Raw genomic sequence first — 19,856 nt, forward strand, 5'->3', positions numbered from 1 at the left:
CTTATCCCTTCACGTTGTCCAGCGTGCGCTGCGCGGCGGCAACGACCGCGTCTTCGGTGATACCGAACTCGCGGAACAGGGTCTTGTAATCGGCCGAGGCGCCGAAGTGCTCGATGGACACGATCTCGCCCGCGTCACCGGCGAACCGGTGCCACGGCATCGCGATACCGGCCTCGACGACGACGCGCGCGCGGATCGCGGGCGGAAGCACCTCGTCCCGGTAAGCCTTGTCCTGCGCGTCGAACCACTCCACACACGGCATCGAGACCACCCGGGTACCGATGCCCTGCGCCTCCAGCGTAGTGCGCGCGGCCACCGCGAGGTGCAGCTCCGAGCCGGTGGCGATCAGGATCACCTGCGGGGTGCCGGTGGACGCCTCGGCCAGGATGTAGCCACCCTTGGCGACGCCCTCGTAGCCGGTGCCCTCCAGGATCGGCAGGTCCTGGCGGGTCAGCGCCAGCGCGGAAGGGCCGTCCTGGTGCGGCATCTCGGAGACCGAGAAGTGCGAGGCGTTCTCGGCCGATTCACGCTCGAGGATGGCCCGCCAGGCGTAGGTGGTCTCGTTGGCGTCGCCGGGACGGACCACGTTCAGGCCGGGGATCGCGCGCAGCGCGGCCAAGTGCTCGATCGGCTGGTGGGTCGGGCCGTCCTCGCCGAGGCCGATGGAGTCGTGGGTCCACACGTAGATCGCGGGCACTCGCATCAGCGCCGCGAGGCGGACCGCCGGGCGCATGTAGTCGCTGAACACCAGGAAGGTGCCGCCGTACGGGCGGGTCGGGCCGTGCAGCGCGATGCCGTTGAGGATCGAGCCCATCGCGTGCTCGCGCACACCGAAGTGCAGGGTGCGGCCGAACGGGTTGGCCTTCCACATGCCGGTCGAGATCGACTCCGGGCCGAAGCTCGGCTGGCCGGGCATTGTGGTGTTGTTGGACTCGGCGAGGTCGGCCGAGCCGCCCCACAGCTCGGGAAGCACGTCGGCCAGCGCGGCGAGCACCTTGCCGGACGCCTTGCGGGTGGCCATGCCCTTGGGGTCGGGCTCGTGCACCGGCAGGTTGGCGGTCCAGCCGTCCGGCAGCCTGCGCTCGGCGAGGCGGTCGAACAGCGCCTTGTTCTCCGGGTTGGCGGCGGCCCAGGCGTCGAACTGCTCCTGCCAGGCCGCGTGCGCCGCCTTACCGCGCTCGATGGCCTTGCGGGTGTGCGCGATGACGGCGTCGTCGACCTGGAAGCTCTGCTCGGGATCGAAGCCGAGGATCTTCTTGGTCGCGGCCACCTCGTCCGCGCCCAGCGCCGCGCCGTGCGAGGCGCCGGTGTTCATCTTGTTCGGGGCCGGGTAGCCGATCACGGTGCGCAGCACGATGATCGAGGGCTTGCCGGTCTCGGCCTTGGCGGCCTCGATGGCGGCCTCGATCGCGACGACGTCCTCGCCGCCCTGCACGGTCTGCACGTGCCAGCCGTAGGCCTCGTAGCGCGCGGCCACGTCCTCGGTGAAGGCGATGGTGGTGTCGTCCTCGATGGAGATCCGGTTGTCGTCGTAGATCACGACGAGATTGCCCAGCTGCTGGGTGCCGGCGAGCGAGGACGCCTCGGAGGTGACGCCTTCCTCGAGGTCGCCGTCGGAGGCCACCACGTAGACGAAGTGGTCGAAGGGGCTGGTGCCCGGCGCGGCGGCCGGGTCGAACAGGCCGCGCTCGCGGCGGGCCGCCATCGCCATGCCGACCGCGGAGGCCAGGCCCTGGCCCAGCGGGCCGGTGGTGATCTCGACGCCGTCGGTGTGCCGGAACTCCGGGTGGCCCGGGGTGAGCGAGCCCCACTTGCGCAGGTTCTTCAGGTCGTCCAGTTCCAGACCGAAGCCGGTCAGGTAGAGCTGGATGTACTGGGTGAGGCTGGAGTGACCGCACGACAGCACGAACCGGTCCCGGCCGACCCAGCTCGGGTCGCTCGGGTCGTGGCGCAGCACCCGCTGGTACAGGGTGTAGGCCAGCGGGGCCAGGCTCATGGCGGTGCCCGGGTGGCCGTTGCCCGCGTTCTGCACCGCGTCGGCGGCTAGGACGCGGACGGTGTCGACGGCCTTGGTGTCCAGATCCGTCCAGTCGTCCGGGTAGTTCGGCTGAGTGAGGGCGCGGATGTCGTCTGTGACTGACACGACCGAGGTTCTCCTGACATTGGTCTCGTCGACGGCGGTGCTTGCTAACGGAGGTGGGAACGCACGGCAGCTGTGGCATGCATACCGGTTGTGTATCCAACCACCCTAGATGTGCCCGCTGAGCGCCATGCCGGGAACCCGGTTTAACGGGCGTACCTCGGCCTCGGCCCGGTTGTGCGCGGACCGATAGCGGACCGTGTCCGACTACGCGTCGCAGGTGATATCGCGCCTTCGCCGGGGACGTACGCGGCCGGATAGCGGACTGTGTCCGGGCCCACTGATTGGGCGCCGGGGCCGCGCGCCGGGCGGGGCTCGCGGCGGAGCGGTGTCGGCGGGGGTCTACCATCCTCTGTAGTAGTAGCCGCGCCGCATTCGGCTGTAGGGCGCCGAGGCGGACGGACGTCCGGCGCTCGCGCATCCGTGACCGGGTCCGAGCGAGCTGCTCGTTCCATTGCCGGATGCGATGCACAGCGTGCGAGGAGAGACAGTGCGGATTGGGCAACAGCCGGGTGGCAATGGCGCACACGGCTCCTCCGCGACGGTGCTTGCCGACCGTTTCACTGGTCCCGGCCTACCGTCCCGGCTGATGCGACGGGTGCTCGCCTACATCGCGTTGACCAAGCCGCGCGTCATCGAGCTGCTGCTCGTCGCCACGATTCCGACCATGCTGCTGGCCGATCGCGGCAGCGACGTGAACATGCCGCTGATCCTGGCCACCCTGTTCGGCGGCTGGATGGGTGCCGCGAGCGCCAACACGCTCAACTGCGTGGCCGACGCGGACATCGACAAGGTGATGAAGCGCACCGCCAAGCGTCCGCTGGCCAGGGAGGCGGTGCCGACCCGCAACGCGTTCGTCTTCGGCGTCGCGCTCGGCATCGGATCCTTCGCCTGGCTGTGGTGGCAGGCGAACCTGCTCGCCGGCGCGCTGGTCGTCGCGACCATCCTGTTCTACGTCTTCGTCTACACCCTCGGCCTGAAGCGGCGCACCTCGCAGAACGTCGTCTGGGGCGGCGCGGCGGGCTGCATGCCCGCGCTGGTCGGCTGGTCGGCGGTCACCGGCGGCATCGGCTGGCCCGCGATCGCGCTGTTCGGCGTCATCTTCTTCTGGACGCCGCCGCACACCTGGGCGTTGGCCATGCGCTACAAGGAGGACTACCGTGCGGCGGGCGTGCCGATGCTGCCGGTCGTCGCCACCGAGCGCACGGTAACCAAGCAGATCGTCATCTACACCTGGTTGACCGTGCTCACCACGCTGGCGCTTGTCCCGGCCACCGGCGTGCTCTACGCCGCGGTGGCGCTGGTGGCGGGCGCGTGGTTCCTGCTCATGGCGCACCAGCTGTACGCGGGCGTGCGGCGCGGGGAATCGGTCAAGCCGCTGCGGCTGTTCCTCCAGTCGAACAACTACCTGGCCGTGGTGTTCTGCGGTCTCGCGGTCGACTCGGTGCTCGGCTGGGAGACCATCGGAAGCTTCTTCGGGTAATCGCCCGGATTCGAAGAAGGCCGACGCATCGCGCGTCGGCCTTTTTCGTCGGTGCGATCAGTCGCGGCGGCCGAGGTATCCGTCGGGACGGACGAGGACGCGCTCGCCCTCGACGGCGGCGTACGCCGAGAACGCGTGCCCGTCCACGTCGACCACGTGCGGTTCGGTGGTGGTCGCTCCGGGGCGCAGCACGGCGTAACTTCGCGCGCCCGCCTCGGCGGGCAGCGGGCCCGTCGCGCCGAAGCAGAGCAGCGTCGCGTGCGGTCCGCGGAAGAGATCGAACAGCCGCACCTGGCGTCCGTCGGCGTCCTTCACCGGCGCATCGGGCGCGCGGTCACCCACCGCCAACGGCCGGTGATCGCCTGGCGCGCGGTAGCTGATGCCCAGCTGGCGGGTGTCCTCGCCGCGTGCGAGCGCGTCCTCGTCGCCGTCGGTCAGCTTGTTCAGCAGTGCGGTGCTGAGGCCGAGCACTCGCGCCGCCACCGCCCGTCGCTCGGATTCGTAGGTGTCGAGCGCGGATTCGTCGCCGTCGAGTGCGGCGGCGAGCTTCCAGCCGAGGTTGTAGGCGTCCTGGATGCCGGTGTTCATGCCCTGGCCGCCGGTGGGTGGATGCGTGTGCGCGGCGTCGCCCGCGAGGAAGACCCGGCGGTCCCGGAAGCGCTGGGCGAGACGGATGTTCGGCCGCCAGACGGTGACCCAGGTGAGGTCGGTGAGTTCGATGTCGGTGCGGCCGCTGTGGTGGTCGACGTAGCGCTGGAGCAGCGCGAGCGTCGGCTCGGCGTTCTCGGTCAGCGGCGCGGCGACCTGGAAATGGGCGCCGCCGGGCAGCGGTGACAGCACGATGCCGTCCATCGGACGCTCGGCGTCGGCGGCGAACCAGTAGCCGTACGCGTGGTCGAGGGCGTCGGCGCGCACGTCGCCGAGCAGCATGCGCAGGGACTCGTCCGTGCTGCCCTCGAACGGGATGCCGAGGTGTTTGCGCACCGTGCTGCGGCCGCCGTCGGCGCCGATCAGGTATGCCGCCCGCACGGTCTCCCGCGCGCCGTCGCGGTCCAGGATCGCGGTGACGCCGTCGTCGTCCTGCTCGAACGACACCAGGGCGGTGCCGGTCTCCACGCGTACCCCGAACTCGGCGAGCCGGTCGCGCAGGATCGCCTCGGTCCGCGACTGTCCGAGCACCCATCCATTGGGGTAGGGGACCGCGGGCGTCGGCGCGACGGGCTCGGCGATCCGGCGTTCCCCGGCGAACTCGCCGCCGAGGTAGGCGCGCAGCACCGGGAGTGGCGAGCCCGCCGCGAGCACCGCGTCGAGTACGCCGAGATCGTCGAACACCTCGAGCGTGCGCGGCTGGATGCCGTCACCGCGCGACCCGGCGAAGAATTCGGCGGCCTGGTCGACGATGCGCACCGGCACGCCGCGGCGGGCCAGATCGATGGCGAGGGTGAGGCCGGTCGGTCCGGCTCCTGCGATGAGTACTTGCACGAGGACTCCGTAACTGAATATAAATTCACTGAAACTGAATATAAATTCACTGAATGTTGATTCAGTATTGGAGTTGGTACGTTGTGCTGTCAAGGAGGTGGCGCGGTGGCGACGAGCCGCAAGGAGAGGTCGGCCGAGACGGAACAGGCGCTCAAGGCGGCCGCGCTGCGGGTCTTCGCCGAACGCGGCTATCTGAACACCAAGATCACCGACATCACCGCGGCCGCCGGGCGGGCTGCTGGCTCCTTCTACAACCACTTCGCGAGCAAGGAAGACCTGCTCACGGCGCTGCTACGGGATATGGCCGACGCGGGCGACGCGCGCGCCGAAGCGGAGGGCCACGACCCGGATTTCCGCCGTCCCGACGCGGTTCGGTACCACATCGAGGGCTACTGGCGTTTCGCCCGCGAGCACGTCGCGGTGCTGCGCGCGGTCGAGCAGGCGGCCCTGGTCGATGCCGAATTCGGCCGCAGCGCAGCGCGGTTCGCGAAGGATCAGCGCGCCGACATCGCCGACCACCTGGACGGTTTCGCCGCGGCGGGCCTACGGCTGCCGAGCACGCCGGACGCGAGCCTCGCCATGATGTTCCTGCTCACGCAGGCGCTGTTCGGCGCAGTCGAGGAAGGCAATGTCGAACTGAATGACGACGAAGCCGTGGAAGGGTTGACCCGCTTCATCTACCGCGGGCTGACCGGCCGGGACTACTGAGTAGCGGCCGCTCCTACAGGCTGTCGACCGTGGGCCTGTCTCCGGTTCGGGGCGGCGTTGTCGATGGCGCGGGCTGCGTGCCGATGTCGGCCTGGGGCTTATGACGATGTGGTCGCCGACCGCCATTTTCGAGCGGTGGCCGATCAGCAGACCACCGCGCGGTCACGCGGACCTGCGGTGCCGACCATGCGGGCCACCGACGGCCCCGTGCCGATGACGAGGCGGGCGGCCGACGACGCGGGTTGGCAGCTCGGTCGACCCGCGACGAGAACTCAGGGCAGCAGGACGATCGACCCCGTGGTCTTGCGCCCCTCCAGATCACGATGCGCCCGTTCGGCTTCCGCGAGCGGATAGGTCGCGCCGACCCGAATACGCAGCGTCCCGTTCGCCAGGGCCGCGAGGATATCGCCCGCGCGCCAGAGCAATTCGGCGCGATCGCGGGTGTAGTGCACCAGCGACGGGCGGGTCAGGAACAGCGAGCCGCCGGCGTTCAAGCGCTGCGGGTCGAACGGCGGGACCGGTCCGCTGGCCGCGCCGAACAGGGCCAGTGTGCCGCGCACGCGCAGCGAGGCGAGGCTCGCGTCGAAGGTGGACTTGCCGACGCCGTCGTAGACCGCCGCCACACCGACACCGTCGGTCAGCTTGCGGACCTGGTCGGCGAGGTCGTCGCCGTAGCGAAGCACCTCCGCCGCGCCCGCTTCCCTGGAGAGCGCCTCCTTCTCGTCGGAGGACACGGTCGTGATGACCCGCGCGCCCCGCGCCGCGGCCAGCTGGGTCAGGATCAGGCCGACACCGCCCGCGCCCGCGTGCACCAGCACCGTCTCACCGGGTTCCGGCTGGTAGATCGACTCGATCAGGTAGTGCGCCGTCATGCCCTGGAGCAGCGCCGACGCGGCGACCGGCGCCTCGACGCCGTCCGGCACCGGGATCGCGACGGCGGCGGGGACCACGACCTTCTCGGCGTAGCTGCCCGGCGCAGCCGCCCACGCGACCCGATCACCCACCGCGAACTCGGCCACACCGGAGCCGATCGCGGACACCACACCGGTGCCCTCGGAGCCGGGCACGTAGGGGACCGGCTGCGGGTAGGTCCCGGTGCGGATATAGGTATCGATGTAGTTGACGCCGATCGCCTCGGTGGTCACCAGCAGCTGATCCGGCCCGACACTCGGCTCCTCGACCTCCGTGTACCGCAGGACCTCGGGACCACCGTGTTCGGAAACCTGAATGGCGCGCATGGCATTCAGTTCTACACCCGCCGGGTCTGGACCACCTCCTACCGGTCGGTAAACTCGCCAGCATGAGCGAGCGCAGCGAGCGAATCATGGGCACAGCGCCCTCGGGCATGCCGGAGCCGAGCGTCAGCGAGGCGCAGGCATGAGCGTTGAGACCGCCCCGGCCCCGGTGAAGGTGTCGAGTTCCCTCGTCGACTCGGTGAAGGGCTTCCTCGCCGATCACGGTGGTTCGGCCACGGCCGTCCTGCAGCCGATCGGCCGCATCGGCGTGCGCGTCACCCTGGTCGGCGCCGACGGTATCCTCGGCGACCGCGTGGTCGACGATCTGCCCACCGCCAAGCGTCTGGTCGAGATCGTCGACGGCCTGACCGAGGCCGACGAGTGGGACCGCGAACTCACCTCCGTCGTCACCCCGCGCAAGAGCCACTGGGCGCAGATGGCGGGCTGGGTCGCCCGCCAGACCCGCTTCCCCAAGGCGCGCAACGAGAAGTGACCCGGCGGCCCCGGCCGTCAGGATACGGCTCGGGCCACCAGGACCGGGCACGGTGCGTGGTGCAGCAGGTTCTGGCTCGTCGAGCCGAGTAGCAGGCCGGTGAGCCGGTTGCGGCCCTGGCTTCCGGTGACGATGAGCTGGGCGTCCGCGCCGTGCTCGAGGAGTGCGCGGGTCGCCGGGCTCTGTAGCACCAGCTTCTCGACCTGGAGGTCGGGGAATTGGCTCGACCCTCCGGCGAGCCGCTCGCTCAACAACTTTCGCTCCTGCTGCGCCAGGACCTCCCAGGCGTCGGGCACCGGCGTCCACTGCAACAGGTCCGGATCGTTCCATGCGTGCAGCGCGACGACGCGCACGCCGAGCAGTGCGGCCATCTCGAAGGCCCTGCCGACCGCGGCGTCGCTGCCGGGGCTACCGTCGACGCCGACCAGGACCGGTCGCTCGTCGGGCAGCGGATCGTCCACATCCCCGCGCCACACCACCACGGGACAGTGCGCTTTGTTCGCGACCCGCAGCGCCGTCGAACCGAGCAGCAGGGTGGTGATCCGGTCGTCGGCGGTGGCGGCCACCACCAGCAGCAGCGCGGTCTCGCTCGCCTCGACGAGTTCGTCGCCAGGCACGCCCTCCACGATCGTCTGGGTGATCTCCAGGTCGGGCTGGTCGGCACGCACCGCGTCGACCGCGGCCGCGGCGTGCTTCTTCGCCACGAAGCGCAGCGTCGGCAGGATGTCGGCGTCGGCGACGATCGCGGCGGTGATCCGGTAGTCGATGGTCGGCACGATGCTGAGGACGACCAGCCGTACGCCCTCGCGCGCGGCGACGGCGCCCGCCCACCGCGCGGCGGCCAGCGCGGAGCGACTGCCGTCGACGCCGACGACGATGGACTGCTGATTGGCGAACCTGGTCATCTCGCTGCCCTCCGGTGGGTCTCGTCGCTGTGTCCTCGGCGCGGCCGTCGTCTCGGCTCGGTCTCCGTTCTTCTCCTACCCTCTTACCCATCGTGGCAGCCGTCACCGGATCGCCCACCGTGGCACGCGGCGCGGTTTTGCCACCGGTCTCGCGGCGTCGGTAGCGTCGCGGGGTGACTGAAATGGACGAACTGGACATCTATGAGCGGTACGAGGCCCAGATGTGGGCGCTGCACGACGATGTCTGGAACGCGTGGGGGCGACTCGATCCGGAAGTGTCGGCCCCGCGCTACCAATCGAGATTCATTCCGGCCGAGATCTGGGCCCAGATGGGCGTGCAGGAGTCGGAGCCGCCCAGCATCGATCACCCCAGCTACCGGGTGGTGCGCCGCCAGTACGGGCTGGTGGTGACCAGCCTCGGCCTGTCGTTTCCCGCCACGTGGTCGGACGCCGACCCGACCAACGGCATCGAGGTGGAGGTCTACGCGGCCGCCACCGACATTCCGGCGGACGCACCGTTCGCGGACGTGATGGGTTCCTGGCTCGGGCAGATGGTGATGGCGGTCGCGCAGACCGCCTCGCAGCACGGATTCCGTTTCACCCGAAACCTGGAACACTATGGGACGCTGTCGGTTTCACTACCCGGACTGGACTTTCCTCCGGAGGCCGCTGGTAGCTATGTCGACGAGGACGGGCTGGTCACCGTGCTGCTGGGCTTGACCGGCGAAGGATTCCCGACCGCCGTCGCCGGTCCGCTGTCGGGAATCCGCATGGTCAACATCAAGCTGCTCACCCTCGCCGAGACCGCGTTCTGCGTCTCGGGCGCCAGCGGCGTCACCGACGCGCGCGCCGAGATCGCGAACCGGCTTGTCGCCCAGGGTGATCCGCTCTGGTCGAGCCTGACACGTCCGTCGGTGGTCTGACGTACACCTTTTCCGCGCGGTTCCGCTGGGAACCGCGCGGGATCAGGCGGACTGAGTCGCCGGGTCGGGCGCGACGGCGGGCACCGGTTCGCGGGTCCGCAGCGCGGCCCACAGCGCGGCGGTCGCCGCGGTGCACGCGCCTGCCCCGGCCACGTGGGTGACGACCAGCGCGGCGGGCACGTCGGTGAAGTACTGGACGACACCGACCAGCGCCTGCGCGCAGACCACGCCGAGCAGCACGAACAGACGGGTGCGCACCGTGCGGGAGATGCCGACCGCGAACAGTCCGAAGCCGAGGCCGACCAGCAGCGCCAGGTAGCCGACCAGCAGCTGCGAGTGCAGGTGCACCAGCGTGACGATCTCGACCTGCAACCGCTCGACCGGTCGTTCGATGCTCTTGTCGCCCGCGTGCGGTCCGGCGGCGGTGACCAGGGTGCCCGCGATCAGGACGCCGGCCAGCGCGACGCCGCTCAACGCGGTCAGCCAGCGCAGCGGCGCGGGCGCCTGGACGGTCTGGACGCCGTCGTCCGGCTCGCAGATCCGCGCGTACAGGACCGTGGCCAGCCACACCATCAGCATCGACGCAAGCAGGTGCACCGCGACCGTCCACCACAGCAGACCGGTGCGCACGGTGATGCCGCCGATGATCGCCTGCACCACGGTGCCGCCCGGCATCAGCCAGGCGTAGAGGAGGACTTCGTTCCTGCGCCGCGCGCGGGTCACCGCGAGCACGATCAGCCCGGCGAACAGGGAGACCACGAAGGTCAGCAGCCGGTTGCCGAATTCGACGGCCTGATGCACGACCGCTACTTCGGATACCCCGATCGGGGTGAAGCTGCCGGGGAAGCACTGCGGCCAGGTCGGGCAGCCGAGGCCGGAGGCGGTGACCCGGACGACCGAGCCGGTCACCGCGATGCCCGCCTGGGTGAGCACGACCGCGAGCGCGATCAGTCGCTGCGCCCGCAGCGAGGGGAGCGGGAGCTTGTCGACGAGTCGCAGGAATGCGCGAAACAGCACGCAACGATGGTAGCGACCGGCGATCGGGCCACCGCACCCGGACTACTACATACCGTCGTTTGTACCGACGCTCACTCGAAACGGAACCAGCGCGCGGCCAGTGCGCCCGACACAGCGCCCCACCCCGCGAGCACCGCGAGACCGAACCAGTCGACACTGCTGCGCAGCGCGTGCTCCAGCGTGACCGCGAGCGCGCCGGAGGGCACCAGCCTGACCAGCACGTTCACGGCGGTCGGCAGGTCGTCGGCGGCGAACACCACGCTGGCGATGCCGAGCATGACGAACCAGAGGATGTTCGCCAGCGCAAGGACGATCTCCGCTTTGAGCGTGCCGCCGAGCAGCAGACCCATCGCGGCGAAGGTGGCGGTGCCGAGCGCGATCACCACCGCGCCGAGCAGCAGCCCGGCCGGACCCGGCCGCCAGCCGAGCGCGAAACCGATGGCGCCCAACAGGATCGCCTGCAGGACCACCACGATCAGCACCGCGGCGCTCTTGCCCGCGATGATGCCCCACCGCGGCAGCGCGGTGGCGCCGAGGCGCTTGAGCGCGCCGTAGCGGCGGTCGAAACCGACGGCGATGGCCTGCCCGGTGAAGGCGGTGGACATGACCGCCACCATCATCACCGCGGGCACGATCTTGTCCACCCGGTCCTGGCCGAGACCGCCGAACGGCAGCAGCGTCAACCCGACCAGCAGCGTGATCGGGATGAACATGGTCAACAGCAGCTGTTCGCCGTTGCGCAGCAACAGGATCAGCTCGAGCCTGGTCTGCGCGACGAGCATGGCGGCGCGGGTGGTCGGCCGCGGATCGGGCGCGAAAGTGCCCGGCGCGAAGCGGTTGGCGGTCGGTTCTGGCTTCGTCATCCGCGTAGGTCCCGTCCGGTCAGTTCCAGGAAGACGTCCTCGAGGCGGCGCTGGTCGATCCGAATGTCGGTGGCCAGCACGTTCAGCCGGGCGCACCACGCGGTCACGGTGGCGAGCACCTGCGGGTCGATCTCGCCTTCCACCAGGTACGAGCCCGGCGACGTCTCCCGCGGCGAGAAGCCCTCGGGGAGCGCGGTTTTCAGCAGCTCGAGGTCCAGCTTGGGTGGCGCGGTGAAGCGCAGCTGCCCGGCGGCGCCGTGCGCGGTCACCTCGGCGGGCGTGCCGGAGGCGACGATGCGTCCGTGGTCGATGATGACGAGCTGATCAGCGAGTTGCTCGGCCTCGTCCATCATGTGCGTGGTCAGCACCACGGTGACGCCGTCGCGGCGCAGCGCGTCGATCAGTTCCCACACGATCAGCCGCGCCTGCGCGTCCAGACCAGCGGTGGGTTCGTCGAGGAACACGATCTCCGGCCGCCCGACCAGCGCGCAGGCCAGCGCCAGGCGCTGCTGCTGGCCGCCGGAGAGCCGCCGGTACGGTGTGCGGCGATTGTCTTGGAGCCCGAGGGTGCGCAGCAGCCACTGTGGGTCGAGCGGGTCGGCGGAATACGCGGCGACCAGGTCGAGCATCTCGCCCGCCCGCGCGCCGGGATAGGAGCCGCCGCCCTGCAACATGACGCCGATGCGCGAACGCAGCCGGTCCGAATCGGCGATCGGATCGAGTCCGAGCACCCGCACCGCGCCCGCGTCGGGACGCACGAAGCCCTCGCACATCTCGACGGTCGTCGTCTTCCCCGCGCCGTTGGGCCCGAGCAGCGCGAGCACCTGCGCCCGTTCGACATCGAAGGTCAGGCCGTCGACCGCGGTGGTCTCGCCATAACGCTTGACGACGCCGTCGACGCTAACGGCGGGTCCGGAGGCAGCGGTCACGAAGAGACACCGTAAGACGTCGGCTGCTGTGACGGAGCCGACACCCCCGCCTCAGCCCGCCACGGCAGGGAGTTACGGGTGATCACGATGAACAGCACGCCGACGATGACGGTCGCGATGGCGGCGCCGACGATCTGGAACACCTCCAGATCGGCGCCGCGCGGCATCTGCAACACGCTCACCACCGCGGAGAACGCCACGGCGGGAACGCGGAACACGGGCCGGGTCGCCCACGCCGCGAGCGGCACGATAGCCCACAGCAGATACCACGGCTGCACCACCGGGAACAGCAGCACGATGGCGCCGAGGGTGACGCCGAGCGCGCCGACCGGATGCAGGCGACCGGTGCCGGTGGCGACGAGCATGCGCACCGTCACGAACGCGGCGACCGTCGCGGCGATCGGCCGGGTGATGCTGAGCAGAGCCGTGGTGTGATCGCCGAGGCCGAGCAGCACACCGCCGAAACCGGTGATGATGCCGAGCGCGGTGGGCAACGACATCCAGCTGCGCACGGCGCTCGCGGTGTTGAGCGTGTGGATCCACCCGAAGCCGAGACCGCTCGCCGAACTGATCACGAGTGTGGTGCCGAGGGCTATCGCGCCGAGCATCGCGGCCGCTGTCACCACGGGCCGCCAGCCACCGCCCCAGCGTCGGGCCAGCGCCATCCCCACGAAGCCCATCGCGATGATCGAGGTGATCTTGATCGTCGACGACAGCGAGATGAGCAGCGCACCCGCGATGAGCAACGTGTAGGCCCTGCCGTCGAACGGATGGGTGTCCTCGATCGCCCGCAGCGCGAACTCGAGGCCCGCGAGCATCAGACCGATCATCAGCGCGTCGTTGTGCACGCCGCCCACCAGATGGAACAGCACCAGCGGGTTCGCCGCGCCGAGCCACAGCGCGCTCACCCCCGCGACGCCGCAGCGGACCGACAGCCGCGGCAGCGCCCAGACGATCAAGGCGACACCCGCGAGCGCGAGCACCCGGTGCACCCAGACGCCGAGAATGATGTTGTCCCCGGTCAATTCGGCGATGCCGCGGCCGATCCACAGGAACAGCGGCCCGTAGGGGGCGGGCGTGTCACGCCAGATGGTCGGGACGTTGTTGGTGAGGACGTTGTCGATCCCGAGACCGGCGACCGGCCCTTCTTTGTAGGGATCGATGCCGCGCGCGGCGATCTCGCTCTGTGCCAGGTACGAGTACACGTCGTTGCTGAACAGCGGCGGGGCGACGCTGAGCGGGATGATCCACAGCAGCAGGGTGCGGTCGAGCTGCGAGCGGGTCAGCCGGTGTCGTGGGGAGCCGCCGATGCCGCCGACCGCGAAACGGCCGAGCAGCAGCCACGCGAGCACCACGACGACCGCGCCGATCATGCACATCGCCAGCGACCCGGTGTGCGCCCTGGCGAAGATGCCGAGCACCCGCATGCCCGAGGTGGGATTCTGCTGCACCGGCTGCGCGCCGATGCCGAGCGCGCTGATCGCCATCAGCACCGTGCCGGTCGCGCCCATGAGCCGGATACGGTCGAGCTGGACCAGCTCTCTGCGGTCGAGTTCGGGCACCTCGGATTCGTCGCGGTGCAACACCGCGATGGTGTGATCGGCCGCGGGCACGTCGAGACCGAGTGCCCGGCGCCCGAATACCACTGCCTTGCGCCGCGCGCCCTCCAGTACCGCCACGAGACGCAGCCTAGTGGGCGCTGCCGGACGCAGTCCGTCAACAGCCCGCGCATCGCGCGAGGTACGTCCTGTCGGCGCGACCGGAGCCGGTTCGGCAACAACCTCGCGGGTCGCGTGTCGCACCGCACGACCGAAGGGCATCGAGCATCGCGTGGTTCGTCCGCAGGCATTGGGGAAGGCGTCTGTTGCTTATTTCCGTGAGCTCGGGGCGGGTGTGGCCAATGTCGCAGCGACGCCAGACCTCGCATCGGTGGGGTGTGGTGAGGTCGCGAGAACGCGATGCGTTCGTCCTCGGGCTCGGGGAAGTGGAGACGAGTCGCAGCGGAAAGCGCCAGGTTGGGGCGGTGCGAACCCACTGAAGGCGTAGCCGCGGTCTCCGGTTTGCTGAATCGCGGCCTCCAAGCCCCGGAGAAGGACAGTCGCCCAGACCCCGCGCGGCGCAGGTCAAGCCCGGTTCTACTCAGGGCACCCTTATTAGATTTCGGGAACGAATTCCGCCACACTGATGTTGTGAAAACCGTGGGTTTGCGGAAGAACGACGAGAGGTCCGGTCGCAAGACCGGTGCCGCGCCGTCCGCTGCCATCGCCACGGTCGGGGCCGAGGGGCATCACACCCGCGCCGCCATCGTCCAGCTGCTGCTGGAGGAGGGGCCGATCACCGCGACGGCGATCGGCAACAAGCTGGGGCTCGCCCCGGCGGGCGTGCGCCGCCACCTGGACGCCCTCATCGATTCGGGGCAGGCCAGGGCCAGCCGGTCCGCGCCGTGGCAGCAGAAGGGGCGCGGCCGTCCAGCCAAGCAGTACCAGCTGACCGCCGCCGGTCGCGGCAAGCTCGGGCACGCCTACGACGACCTCGCGGGCGCGGCGATCCGCCAGCTCGGCGAGATCGGCGGCGACCAGGCCATCACCGAGTTCGCCCGCAAACGGGCACGCACTATCGTGGCCGGGATCGAACCCGTCGCGGAACACACCACGGAGACCACCGAGGCCAAGGCCGAGGAGATCGCCGAGGCGTTCAACGACGCCGGGTTCGCCGCGTCCACGCGCAAGGTGGGCGCGGGCGTGCAGATCTGCCAGCATCACTGTCCGGTCGCGCACGTCGCCGAGGAATTCCCGCAGCTGTGCGAGGCCGAACTCGAGGCGTTCCGCGATCTGCTCGGCACCCATGTGCAGCGGCTCGCGACGATCGCCAACGGCGACTGCGCGTGCACAACGCACGTGCCGCTGCTCGTATTACCGATTACCAATTCCAAAGCCGCACAACCAGCCGCCGCACAGCCCGCGACGGTACGAACGAACGACTCCGGAAGGAGTGCCGAATGACGACGACCACCGACCAGGTGCAACCGCTCACTCAGGAAGAAACCATCGCTTCGCTGGGCAAATACGGTTACGGCTGGGCCGATTCGGATGTGGCCGGTGCCAGCGCGCAACGAGGCCTGTCCGAGGCTGTCGTCCGCGACATCTCGGCCAAGAAGAACGAAGAGCCGTGGATGCTCGAGCAGCGGCTCAAGGCGCTGCGCATCTTCGACCGCAAGCCGATGCCGAACTGGGGCTCCAACCTCGAGGACATCGACTTCGACAACATCAAGTACTTCGTGCGCTCGACCGAGAAGCAGGCCGAGAGCTGGGAAGACCTGCCCGAGGACATCAAGAACACCTACGACAAGCTGGGTATCCCTGAGGCGGAGAAGCAGCGGCTGGTCGCCGGTGTCGCCGCGCAGTACGAGTCCGAGGTCGTCTACCACCAGATCCGCGAGGACCTGGAGGCCCAGGGCGTGATCTTCCTGGACACCGACACCGGTCTGCGCGAGCACCCGGAGATCTTCCAGGAGTACTTCGGCTCGGTGATCCCCGCCGGTGACAACAAGTTCTCCGCGCTGAACACCGCCGTGTGGTCGGGTGGTTCCTTCATCTACGTGCCGCCGGGCGTGCACGTCGACATCCCGCTGCAGGCCTACTTCCGCATCAACACCGAGAACATGGGCCAGTTCGAGCGGACCCTGATCATCGTCGACGAGGGCGCCTACGTGCACTACGTCGAGGGCTGCACCGCGCCGATCTACAAGTCCGACTCGCTGCACTCCGCGGTCGTCGAGATCATCGTGAAGAAGGGTGGCCGCTGCCGCTACACCACCATCCAGAACTGGTCGAACAACGTCTACAACCTGGTCACCAAGCGGGCCAAGGCCGAGGCGGGCGCGACCATGGAGTGGATCGACGGCAACATCGGCTCCAAGGTCACCATGAAGTACCCGGCGGTCTGGATGACCGGCGAGTACGCCAAGGGCGAGGTCCTCTCGGTCGCGTTCGCTGGCGAGGGTCAGCACCAGGACACCGGCGCGAAGATGCTGCACCTGGCGCCGCACACCTCCTCGACCATCGTGTCGAAGTCGGTGGCGCGCGGCGGCGGCCGGGCGTCCTACCGCGGCCTGGTCCAGGTCAACAAGGGCGCGCACGGCTCGAAGTCGACCGTGAAGTGCGACGCGCTGCTGGTCGACACGATCAGCCGCTCGGACACTTACCCCTACGTCGACATCCGCGAGGACGACGTGACCATGGGCCACGAGGCGACCGTCTCGAAGGTCTCCGAGGACCAGCTGTTCTACCTGATGAGCCGCGGCCTCACCGAGGACGAGGCGATGGCGATGGTGGTGCGCGGCTTCGTCGAGCCGATCGCCAAGGAACTCCCGATGGAGTACGCGCTGGAACTCAACCGCCTGATCGAACTGCAGATGGAAGGAGCCGTCGGCTGATGGCCGTCGAGAACGTTGCCGAAGCCGCTGAGGCTCGTACTCCAGCGATCAACAAGGGCGAGGTCTTCACTTCGTTCGACGTGAACGCGTTCGAAGTTCCGCACGCGAAGGACGAGGCGTGGCGGTTCACCCCGCTGCGCCGCCTTCGCGGCCTGCACGACGGCACCGCGACCCGTGACGGCAAGACGCAGGTCGAGGTCACGCAGGTCGAGGGCGTCACCGTGGAGACGGTGGACCGCACCGACGCTCGCCTGGGCCAGGCGGGCATCCCGGCGGATCGCGTCGCGGCGCAGGCGTACTCCGGTTTCGAGCAGGCCACCATCGTGTCGGTCGGCTCGGAAACCGAAGTGGCCGAACCGATCACGGTCACCATCACCGGTCCCGGCGAGGGCAAGACCGCCTACGGTCACCTGCAGATCCGGCTCGGGAACTTCGCCGTCGCCACCGTCGTCATCGACCAGCGCGGCAGCGGAACCTACGCGGAGAACGTGGAATTCGTGCTCGGCGACAGCGCCAAGCTGGTCGTCGTCGCGGTCCAGGACTGGGCCGACGACGCCGTGCACGCCACCGCCCACCACGCCGAGCTGGGCCGCGACGCGACCCTGCGGCACACCGCGGTGACCCTTGGCGGCGACCTGGTGCGGCTGACCGGCACCGTGAAGTACGACGGCCCCGGCGGTGACGCCGAACTGCTCGGCCTCTACTTCGCCGACGCGGGCCAGCACTTCGAGCAGCGTCTGCTCGTCGACCACGCGGTGCCCAACTGCAAGTCGAACGTGCTGTACAAGGGTGCGCTGCAAGGCGATCCGCATTCCGCTAAGGGCGATGCCCGCACGGTCTGGGTCGGCGACGTGCTGATCCGCGCGGCCGCCGAGGGCACCGACACCTTCGAGGTGAACCGCAACCTGGTGCTCACCGACGGCGCGCGCGCCGACTCGGTGCCGAACCTGGAGATCGAGACCGGTGAGATCCTCGGGGCCGGACACGCCTCGGCCACCGGCCGTTTCGACGACGAGCAGCTGTTCTACCTGCGCGCCCGCGGCATCCCGGAGGACGCCGCCCGCCGCCTGGTGGTGCGCGGCTTCTTCCACGAGATCATCCAGAAGATCGCGGTCCCCGAGGTCCGGGAGCGGCTCGAGACGGCCATCGAGGCCGAGCTCGCCGCGATCGGCGTCTGATCACCGAAACTCTTACCCCGCAAAGGAACTCCATGACCACCCTGGAAATCAAGGACCTGCACGTCGAGGTCGCCAACCCCGACGAGACCGGCGAGCCCATCAAGATCCTCAAGGGCGTGAACCTGACCGTGAAGTCGGGCGAGACGCACGCGATCATGGGCCCCAACGGCTCGGGCAAGTCGACCCTGTCCTACGCGATCGCCGGCCACCCGAAGTACACGGTGACCTCCGGCTCGATCACCCTCGACGGCGAGGACGTGCTCGAGATGTCGGTCGACGAGCGCGCGCGTGCGGGCCTGTTCCTGGCCATGCAGTACCCGGTCGAGGTGCCCGGCGTCTCGATGTCGAACTTCCTGCGCACCGCAGCCACCGCGGTCCGCGGCGAGGCCCCCAAGCTGCGCACCTGGGTCAAGGAGGTGAAGGAGTCGATGAGCGAGCTCGAGATCGACGCCGCCTTCGCCGACCGCAGCGTGAACGAGGGCTTCTCCGGCGGTGAGAAGAAGCGCCACGAGATCCTGCAGCTTGGCCTGCTCAAGCCGAAGATCGCCATCCTGGACGAGACCGACTCCGGCCTGGACGTCGACGCGCTGCGCATCGTCTCGGAGGGCGTCAACCGCTACAAGGAGCGCGAGGACGGCGGCATCCTGCTGATCACGCACTACACCCGCATCCTGCGCTACATCCAGCCGCAGTTCGTGCACGTCTTCGTCGGCGGCCGCATCGTCGCCGAGGGCGGCCCCGAGCTGGCCGAGGAACTCGACGCCAACGGCTACGTCCGCTTCACGTCCGCCGCCACCGCTGGAGCCTGACATGACCGCTACGGTCCGCACCCTCGACGTCGCCCGTATCCGGGCCGACTTCCCGATCCTGAGCCGCACGGTTCGGGACGGGAAACCGTTGGTGTACCTGGACTCCGGCGCGACCTCGCAGCGGCCGCTCGCGGTACTCGACGCGGAACGGCGATTCCTGACCGAGAGCAACTCGGCGGTGCACCGCGGCGCGCACCAGCTTGCCGAGGAGGCGACCGACGCCTACGAGGGCGCCAGGGCCGACATCGGCCGGTTCGTCGGCGTCGACGCCGACGAGATCGTGTTCACCAAGAACGCCACCGAATCGCTGAACCTGGTGACCTACGCGTTCGCCGACGACCGGTTCCCGTACCACGTCGGCCCCGGCGACGAGATCGTCATCACCGAGCTGGAGCATCACGCGAATCTCGTTCCGTGGCAGGAACTCGCGCGGCGCACCGGCGCGACGCTGAAGTGGTACGGCATCACCGCCGACGGACGGATCGACCTCGATTCGCTCGAATTGTCTTCCGCCACCAAGGTCGTCGCGTTCACCCATCAGTCGAACGTCACGGGCGCGGTCGCCGACGTGACCGAAATGGTGCGCCGGGCAAAGAAAGTCGGCGCCCTTGTGGTGCTGGACGCCTGCCAGTCGGTGCCGCACATGCCGGTGGACTTCCGCGAACTCGGCGTCGATTTCGCCGCGTTCTCCGGGCACAAGATGCTCGGCCCTTCCGGTGTCGGCGTGCTCTACGGCCGTCGCGAGCTGCTCGCGGAGACCCCGCCGTTCATCACCGGTGGCTCGATGATCGAGACGGTCACCATGGAGGCCACCACCTACGCCCCGCCGCCGCAGCGGTTCGAGGCGGGCGTGCCGATGACCTCGCAGGTGGTCGGATTGGGCGCTGCGGTGCGCTATCTGGACGAGATCGGCATGGATGCCGTTGCGGCCCATGAGCACACGCTGGTCGGCGCCACCCTGGAGGGGCTCGGCGCGATCGACGGCGTGCGCATCGTCGGCCCGACCGAGAACGTGGATCGCGGCGGCGCGGTGTCGTTCGTCGTCGAGGGCATCCACGCCCACGACGTCGGACAGATCCTGGACGACGAAGGCGTCGCGATCCGGGTCGGCCACCACTGCGCCTGGCCGCTGATGCGCAGGATGGGCATTCCCGCCACCGCGCGGGCCTCGTTCGCGGTCTACAACACGCTCGACGAGGTCGACGCGCTGGTCGCCGCGGTGCGGAAGGCTCAGAGCTTCTTCGGAGTTGCATAAG

Annotated in this window: 17 protein-coding genes; 9 read left to right on the forward strand and 8 right to left on the reverse strand. The window is 69.4% G+C overall.

The window, feature by feature from the left end; genetic code table 11:
* Position 1 precedes the first annotated feature (1 nt).
* Positions 2–2,143 (reverse strand): transketolase, encoded by a 2,142-nt coding sequence (tkt, locus tag NAM01S_RS05830; RefSeq protein WP_067780455.1) that lies wholly within the window; start codon positions 2,141–2,143, stop codon positions 2–4.
* Between the two features lie 487 nt (positions 2,144–2,630).
* On the opposite strand from tkt, the gene NAM01S_RS05835 reads away from it, so the two are divergent.
* The gene (locus tag NAM01S_RS05835) at positions 2,631–3,623 is read left to right on the forward strand and encodes a heme o synthase (protein ID WP_067780458.1); all 993 of its coding nucleotides are present in this window, start codon (positions 2,631–2,633) and stop codon (positions 3,621–3,623) included.
* Positions 3,624–3,680: 57 nt separating this feature from the next.
* Here the strand turns inward: NAM01S_RS05835 and NAM01S_RS05840 are convergent, their stop codons facing one another.
* Positions 3,681–5,105: an FAD-dependent monooxygenase gene (locus NAM01S_RS05840; protein ID WP_084482526.1), complete on the reverse strand. Its 1,425-nt coding sequence runs from the start codon at positions 5,103–5,105 to the stop codon at positions 3,681–3,683.
* Positions 5,106–5,210: 105 nt separating this feature from the next.
* Here NAM01S_RS05840 and NAM01S_RS05845 point away from each other — a divergent pair, with 105 nt between their 5' ends.
* Complete coding sequence (locus NAM01S_RS05845; protein WP_067780460.1) at positions 5,211–5,813, forward strand: TetR/AcrR family transcriptional regulator; 603 nt, start codon at positions 5,211–5,213, stop codon at positions 5,811–5,813.
* A 272-nt stretch (positions 5,814–6,085) separates the two neighbouring features.
* On the opposite strand, the gene NAM01S_RS05850 is transcribed toward NAM01S_RS05845, so the two are convergent.
* Positions 6,086–7,051, reverse strand: a complete 966-nt coding sequence (locus tag NAM01S_RS05850; protein WP_067780463.1) for a quinone oxidoreductase family protein — start codon at positions 7,049–7,051, stop codon at positions 6,086–6,088.
* A gap of 139 nt (positions 7,052–7,190) precedes the next feature.
* Here NAM01S_RS05850 and NAM01S_RS05855 point away from each other — a divergent pair, with 139 nt between their 5' ends.
* Positions 7,191–7,541 carry a hypothetical protein gene (locus NAM01S_RS05855; protein ID WP_067780466.1) on the forward strand — a complete coding sequence of 117 codons (351 nt, stop codon included), beginning with the start codon at positions 7,191–7,193 and terminating at the stop codon, positions 7,539–7,541.
* Positions 7,542–7,558: 17 nt separating this feature from the next.
* On the opposite strand, the gene NAM01S_RS05860 is transcribed toward NAM01S_RS05855, so the two are convergent.
* Complete coding sequence (locus tag NAM01S_RS05860; RefSeq protein ID WP_067780468.1) at positions 7,559–8,446, reverse strand: universal stress protein; 888 nt, start codon at positions 8,444–8,446, stop codon at positions 7,559–7,561.
* A 173-nt stretch (positions 8,447–8,619) separates the two neighbouring features.
* Here NAM01S_RS05860 and NAM01S_RS05865 point away from each other — a divergent pair, with 173 nt between their 5' ends.
* Positions 8,620–9,369: a hypothetical protein gene (locus tag NAM01S_RS05865; RefSeq protein ID WP_157107607.1), complete on the forward strand. Its 750-nt coding sequence runs from the start codon at positions 8,620–8,622 to the stop codon at positions 9,367–9,369.
* A 42-nt stretch (positions 9,370–9,411) separates the two neighbouring features.
* Here the strand turns inward: NAM01S_RS05865 and NAM01S_RS05870 are convergent, their stop codons facing one another.
* The 4 genes from NAM01S_RS05870 to mptB form a co-directional block, all read right to left on the reverse strand.
* The gene (locus tag NAM01S_RS05870; RefSeq protein WP_067780472.1) at positions 9,412–10,386 is read right to left on the reverse strand and encodes a COX15/CtaA family protein; all 975 of its coding nucleotides are present in this window, start codon (positions 10,384–10,386) and stop codon (positions 9,412–9,414) included.
* A gap of 71 nt (positions 10,387–10,457) precedes the next feature.
* Positions 10,458–11,249 carry an ABC transporter permease gene (locus NAM01S_RS05875; protein WP_067780474.1) on the reverse strand — a complete coding sequence of 264 codons (792 nt, stop codon included), beginning with the start codon at positions 11,247–11,249 and terminating at the stop codon, positions 10,458–10,460.
* Positions 11,246–12,178: an ABC transporter ATP-binding protein gene (locus tag NAM01S_RS05880; RefSeq protein ID WP_067780476.1), complete on the reverse strand. Its 933-nt coding sequence runs from the start codon at positions 12,176–12,178 to the stop codon at positions 11,246–11,248. Before NAM01S_RS05880 ends, NAM01S_RS05875 begins: the two co-directional genes overlap by 4 nt.
* Positions 12,175–13,857, reverse strand: coding sequence for a polyprenol phosphomannose-dependent alpha 1,6 mannosyltransferase MptB (gene mptB / locus NAM01S_RS05885; RefSeq protein ID WP_067780478.1), 1,683 nt, complete (start codon positions 13,855–13,857; stop codon positions 12,175–12,177). The genes NAM01S_RS05880 and mptB overlap by 4 nt, the downstream gene beginning before the upstream one ends.
* A gap of 510 nt (positions 13,858–14,367) precedes the next feature.
* Here mptB and NAM01S_RS05890 point away from each other — a divergent pair.
* From NAM01S_RS05890 to NAM01S_RS05910, 5 genes are read left to right on the forward strand one after another with little or no spacing between them, the layout of a single operon-like run.
* On the forward strand, positions 14,368–15,180 hold the full coding sequence (locus NAM01S_RS05890) for a helix-turn-helix transcriptional regulator (RefSeq protein ID WP_084482528.1): 813 nt from the start codon (positions 14,368–14,370) through the stop codon (positions 15,178–15,180).
* Complete coding sequence (sufB, locus tag NAM01S_RS05895) at positions 15,177–16,613, forward strand: Fe-S cluster assembly protein SufB (RefSeq protein WP_067780480.1); 1,437 nt, start codon at positions 15,177–15,179, stop codon at positions 16,611–16,613. The genes NAM01S_RS05890 and sufB overlap by 4 nt, the downstream gene beginning before the upstream one ends.
* Complete coding sequence (gene sufD / locus NAM01S_RS05900) at positions 16,613–17,791, forward strand: Fe-S cluster assembly protein SufD (protein ID WP_067780483.1); 1,179 nt, start codon at positions 16,613–16,615, stop codon at positions 17,789–17,791. Before sufB ends, sufD begins: the two co-directional genes overlap by 1 nt.
* Positions 17,792–17,823: 32 nt before the next feature.
* On the forward strand, positions 17,824–18,600 hold the full coding sequence (gene sufC, locus NAM01S_RS05905) for a Fe-S cluster assembly ATPase SufC (protein ID WP_067780485.1): 777 nt from the start codon (positions 17,824–17,826) through the stop codon (positions 18,598–18,600).
* A 1-nt stretch (position 18,601) separates the two neighbouring features.
* Positions 18,602–19,855, forward strand: a complete 1,254-nt coding sequence (locus NAM01S_RS05910) for a cysteine desulfurase (RefSeq protein WP_067780488.1) — start codon at positions 18,602–18,604, stop codon at positions 19,853–19,855.
* Position 19,856 lies beyond the last annotated feature (1 nt).

Origin of the sequence: Nocardia amikacinitolerans NBRC 108937, assembly GCF_001612615.1 — a bacterium.
GTDB lineage: Bacteria > Actinomycetota > Actinomycetes > Mycobacteriales > Mycobacteriaceae > Nocardia > Nocardia amikacinitolerans.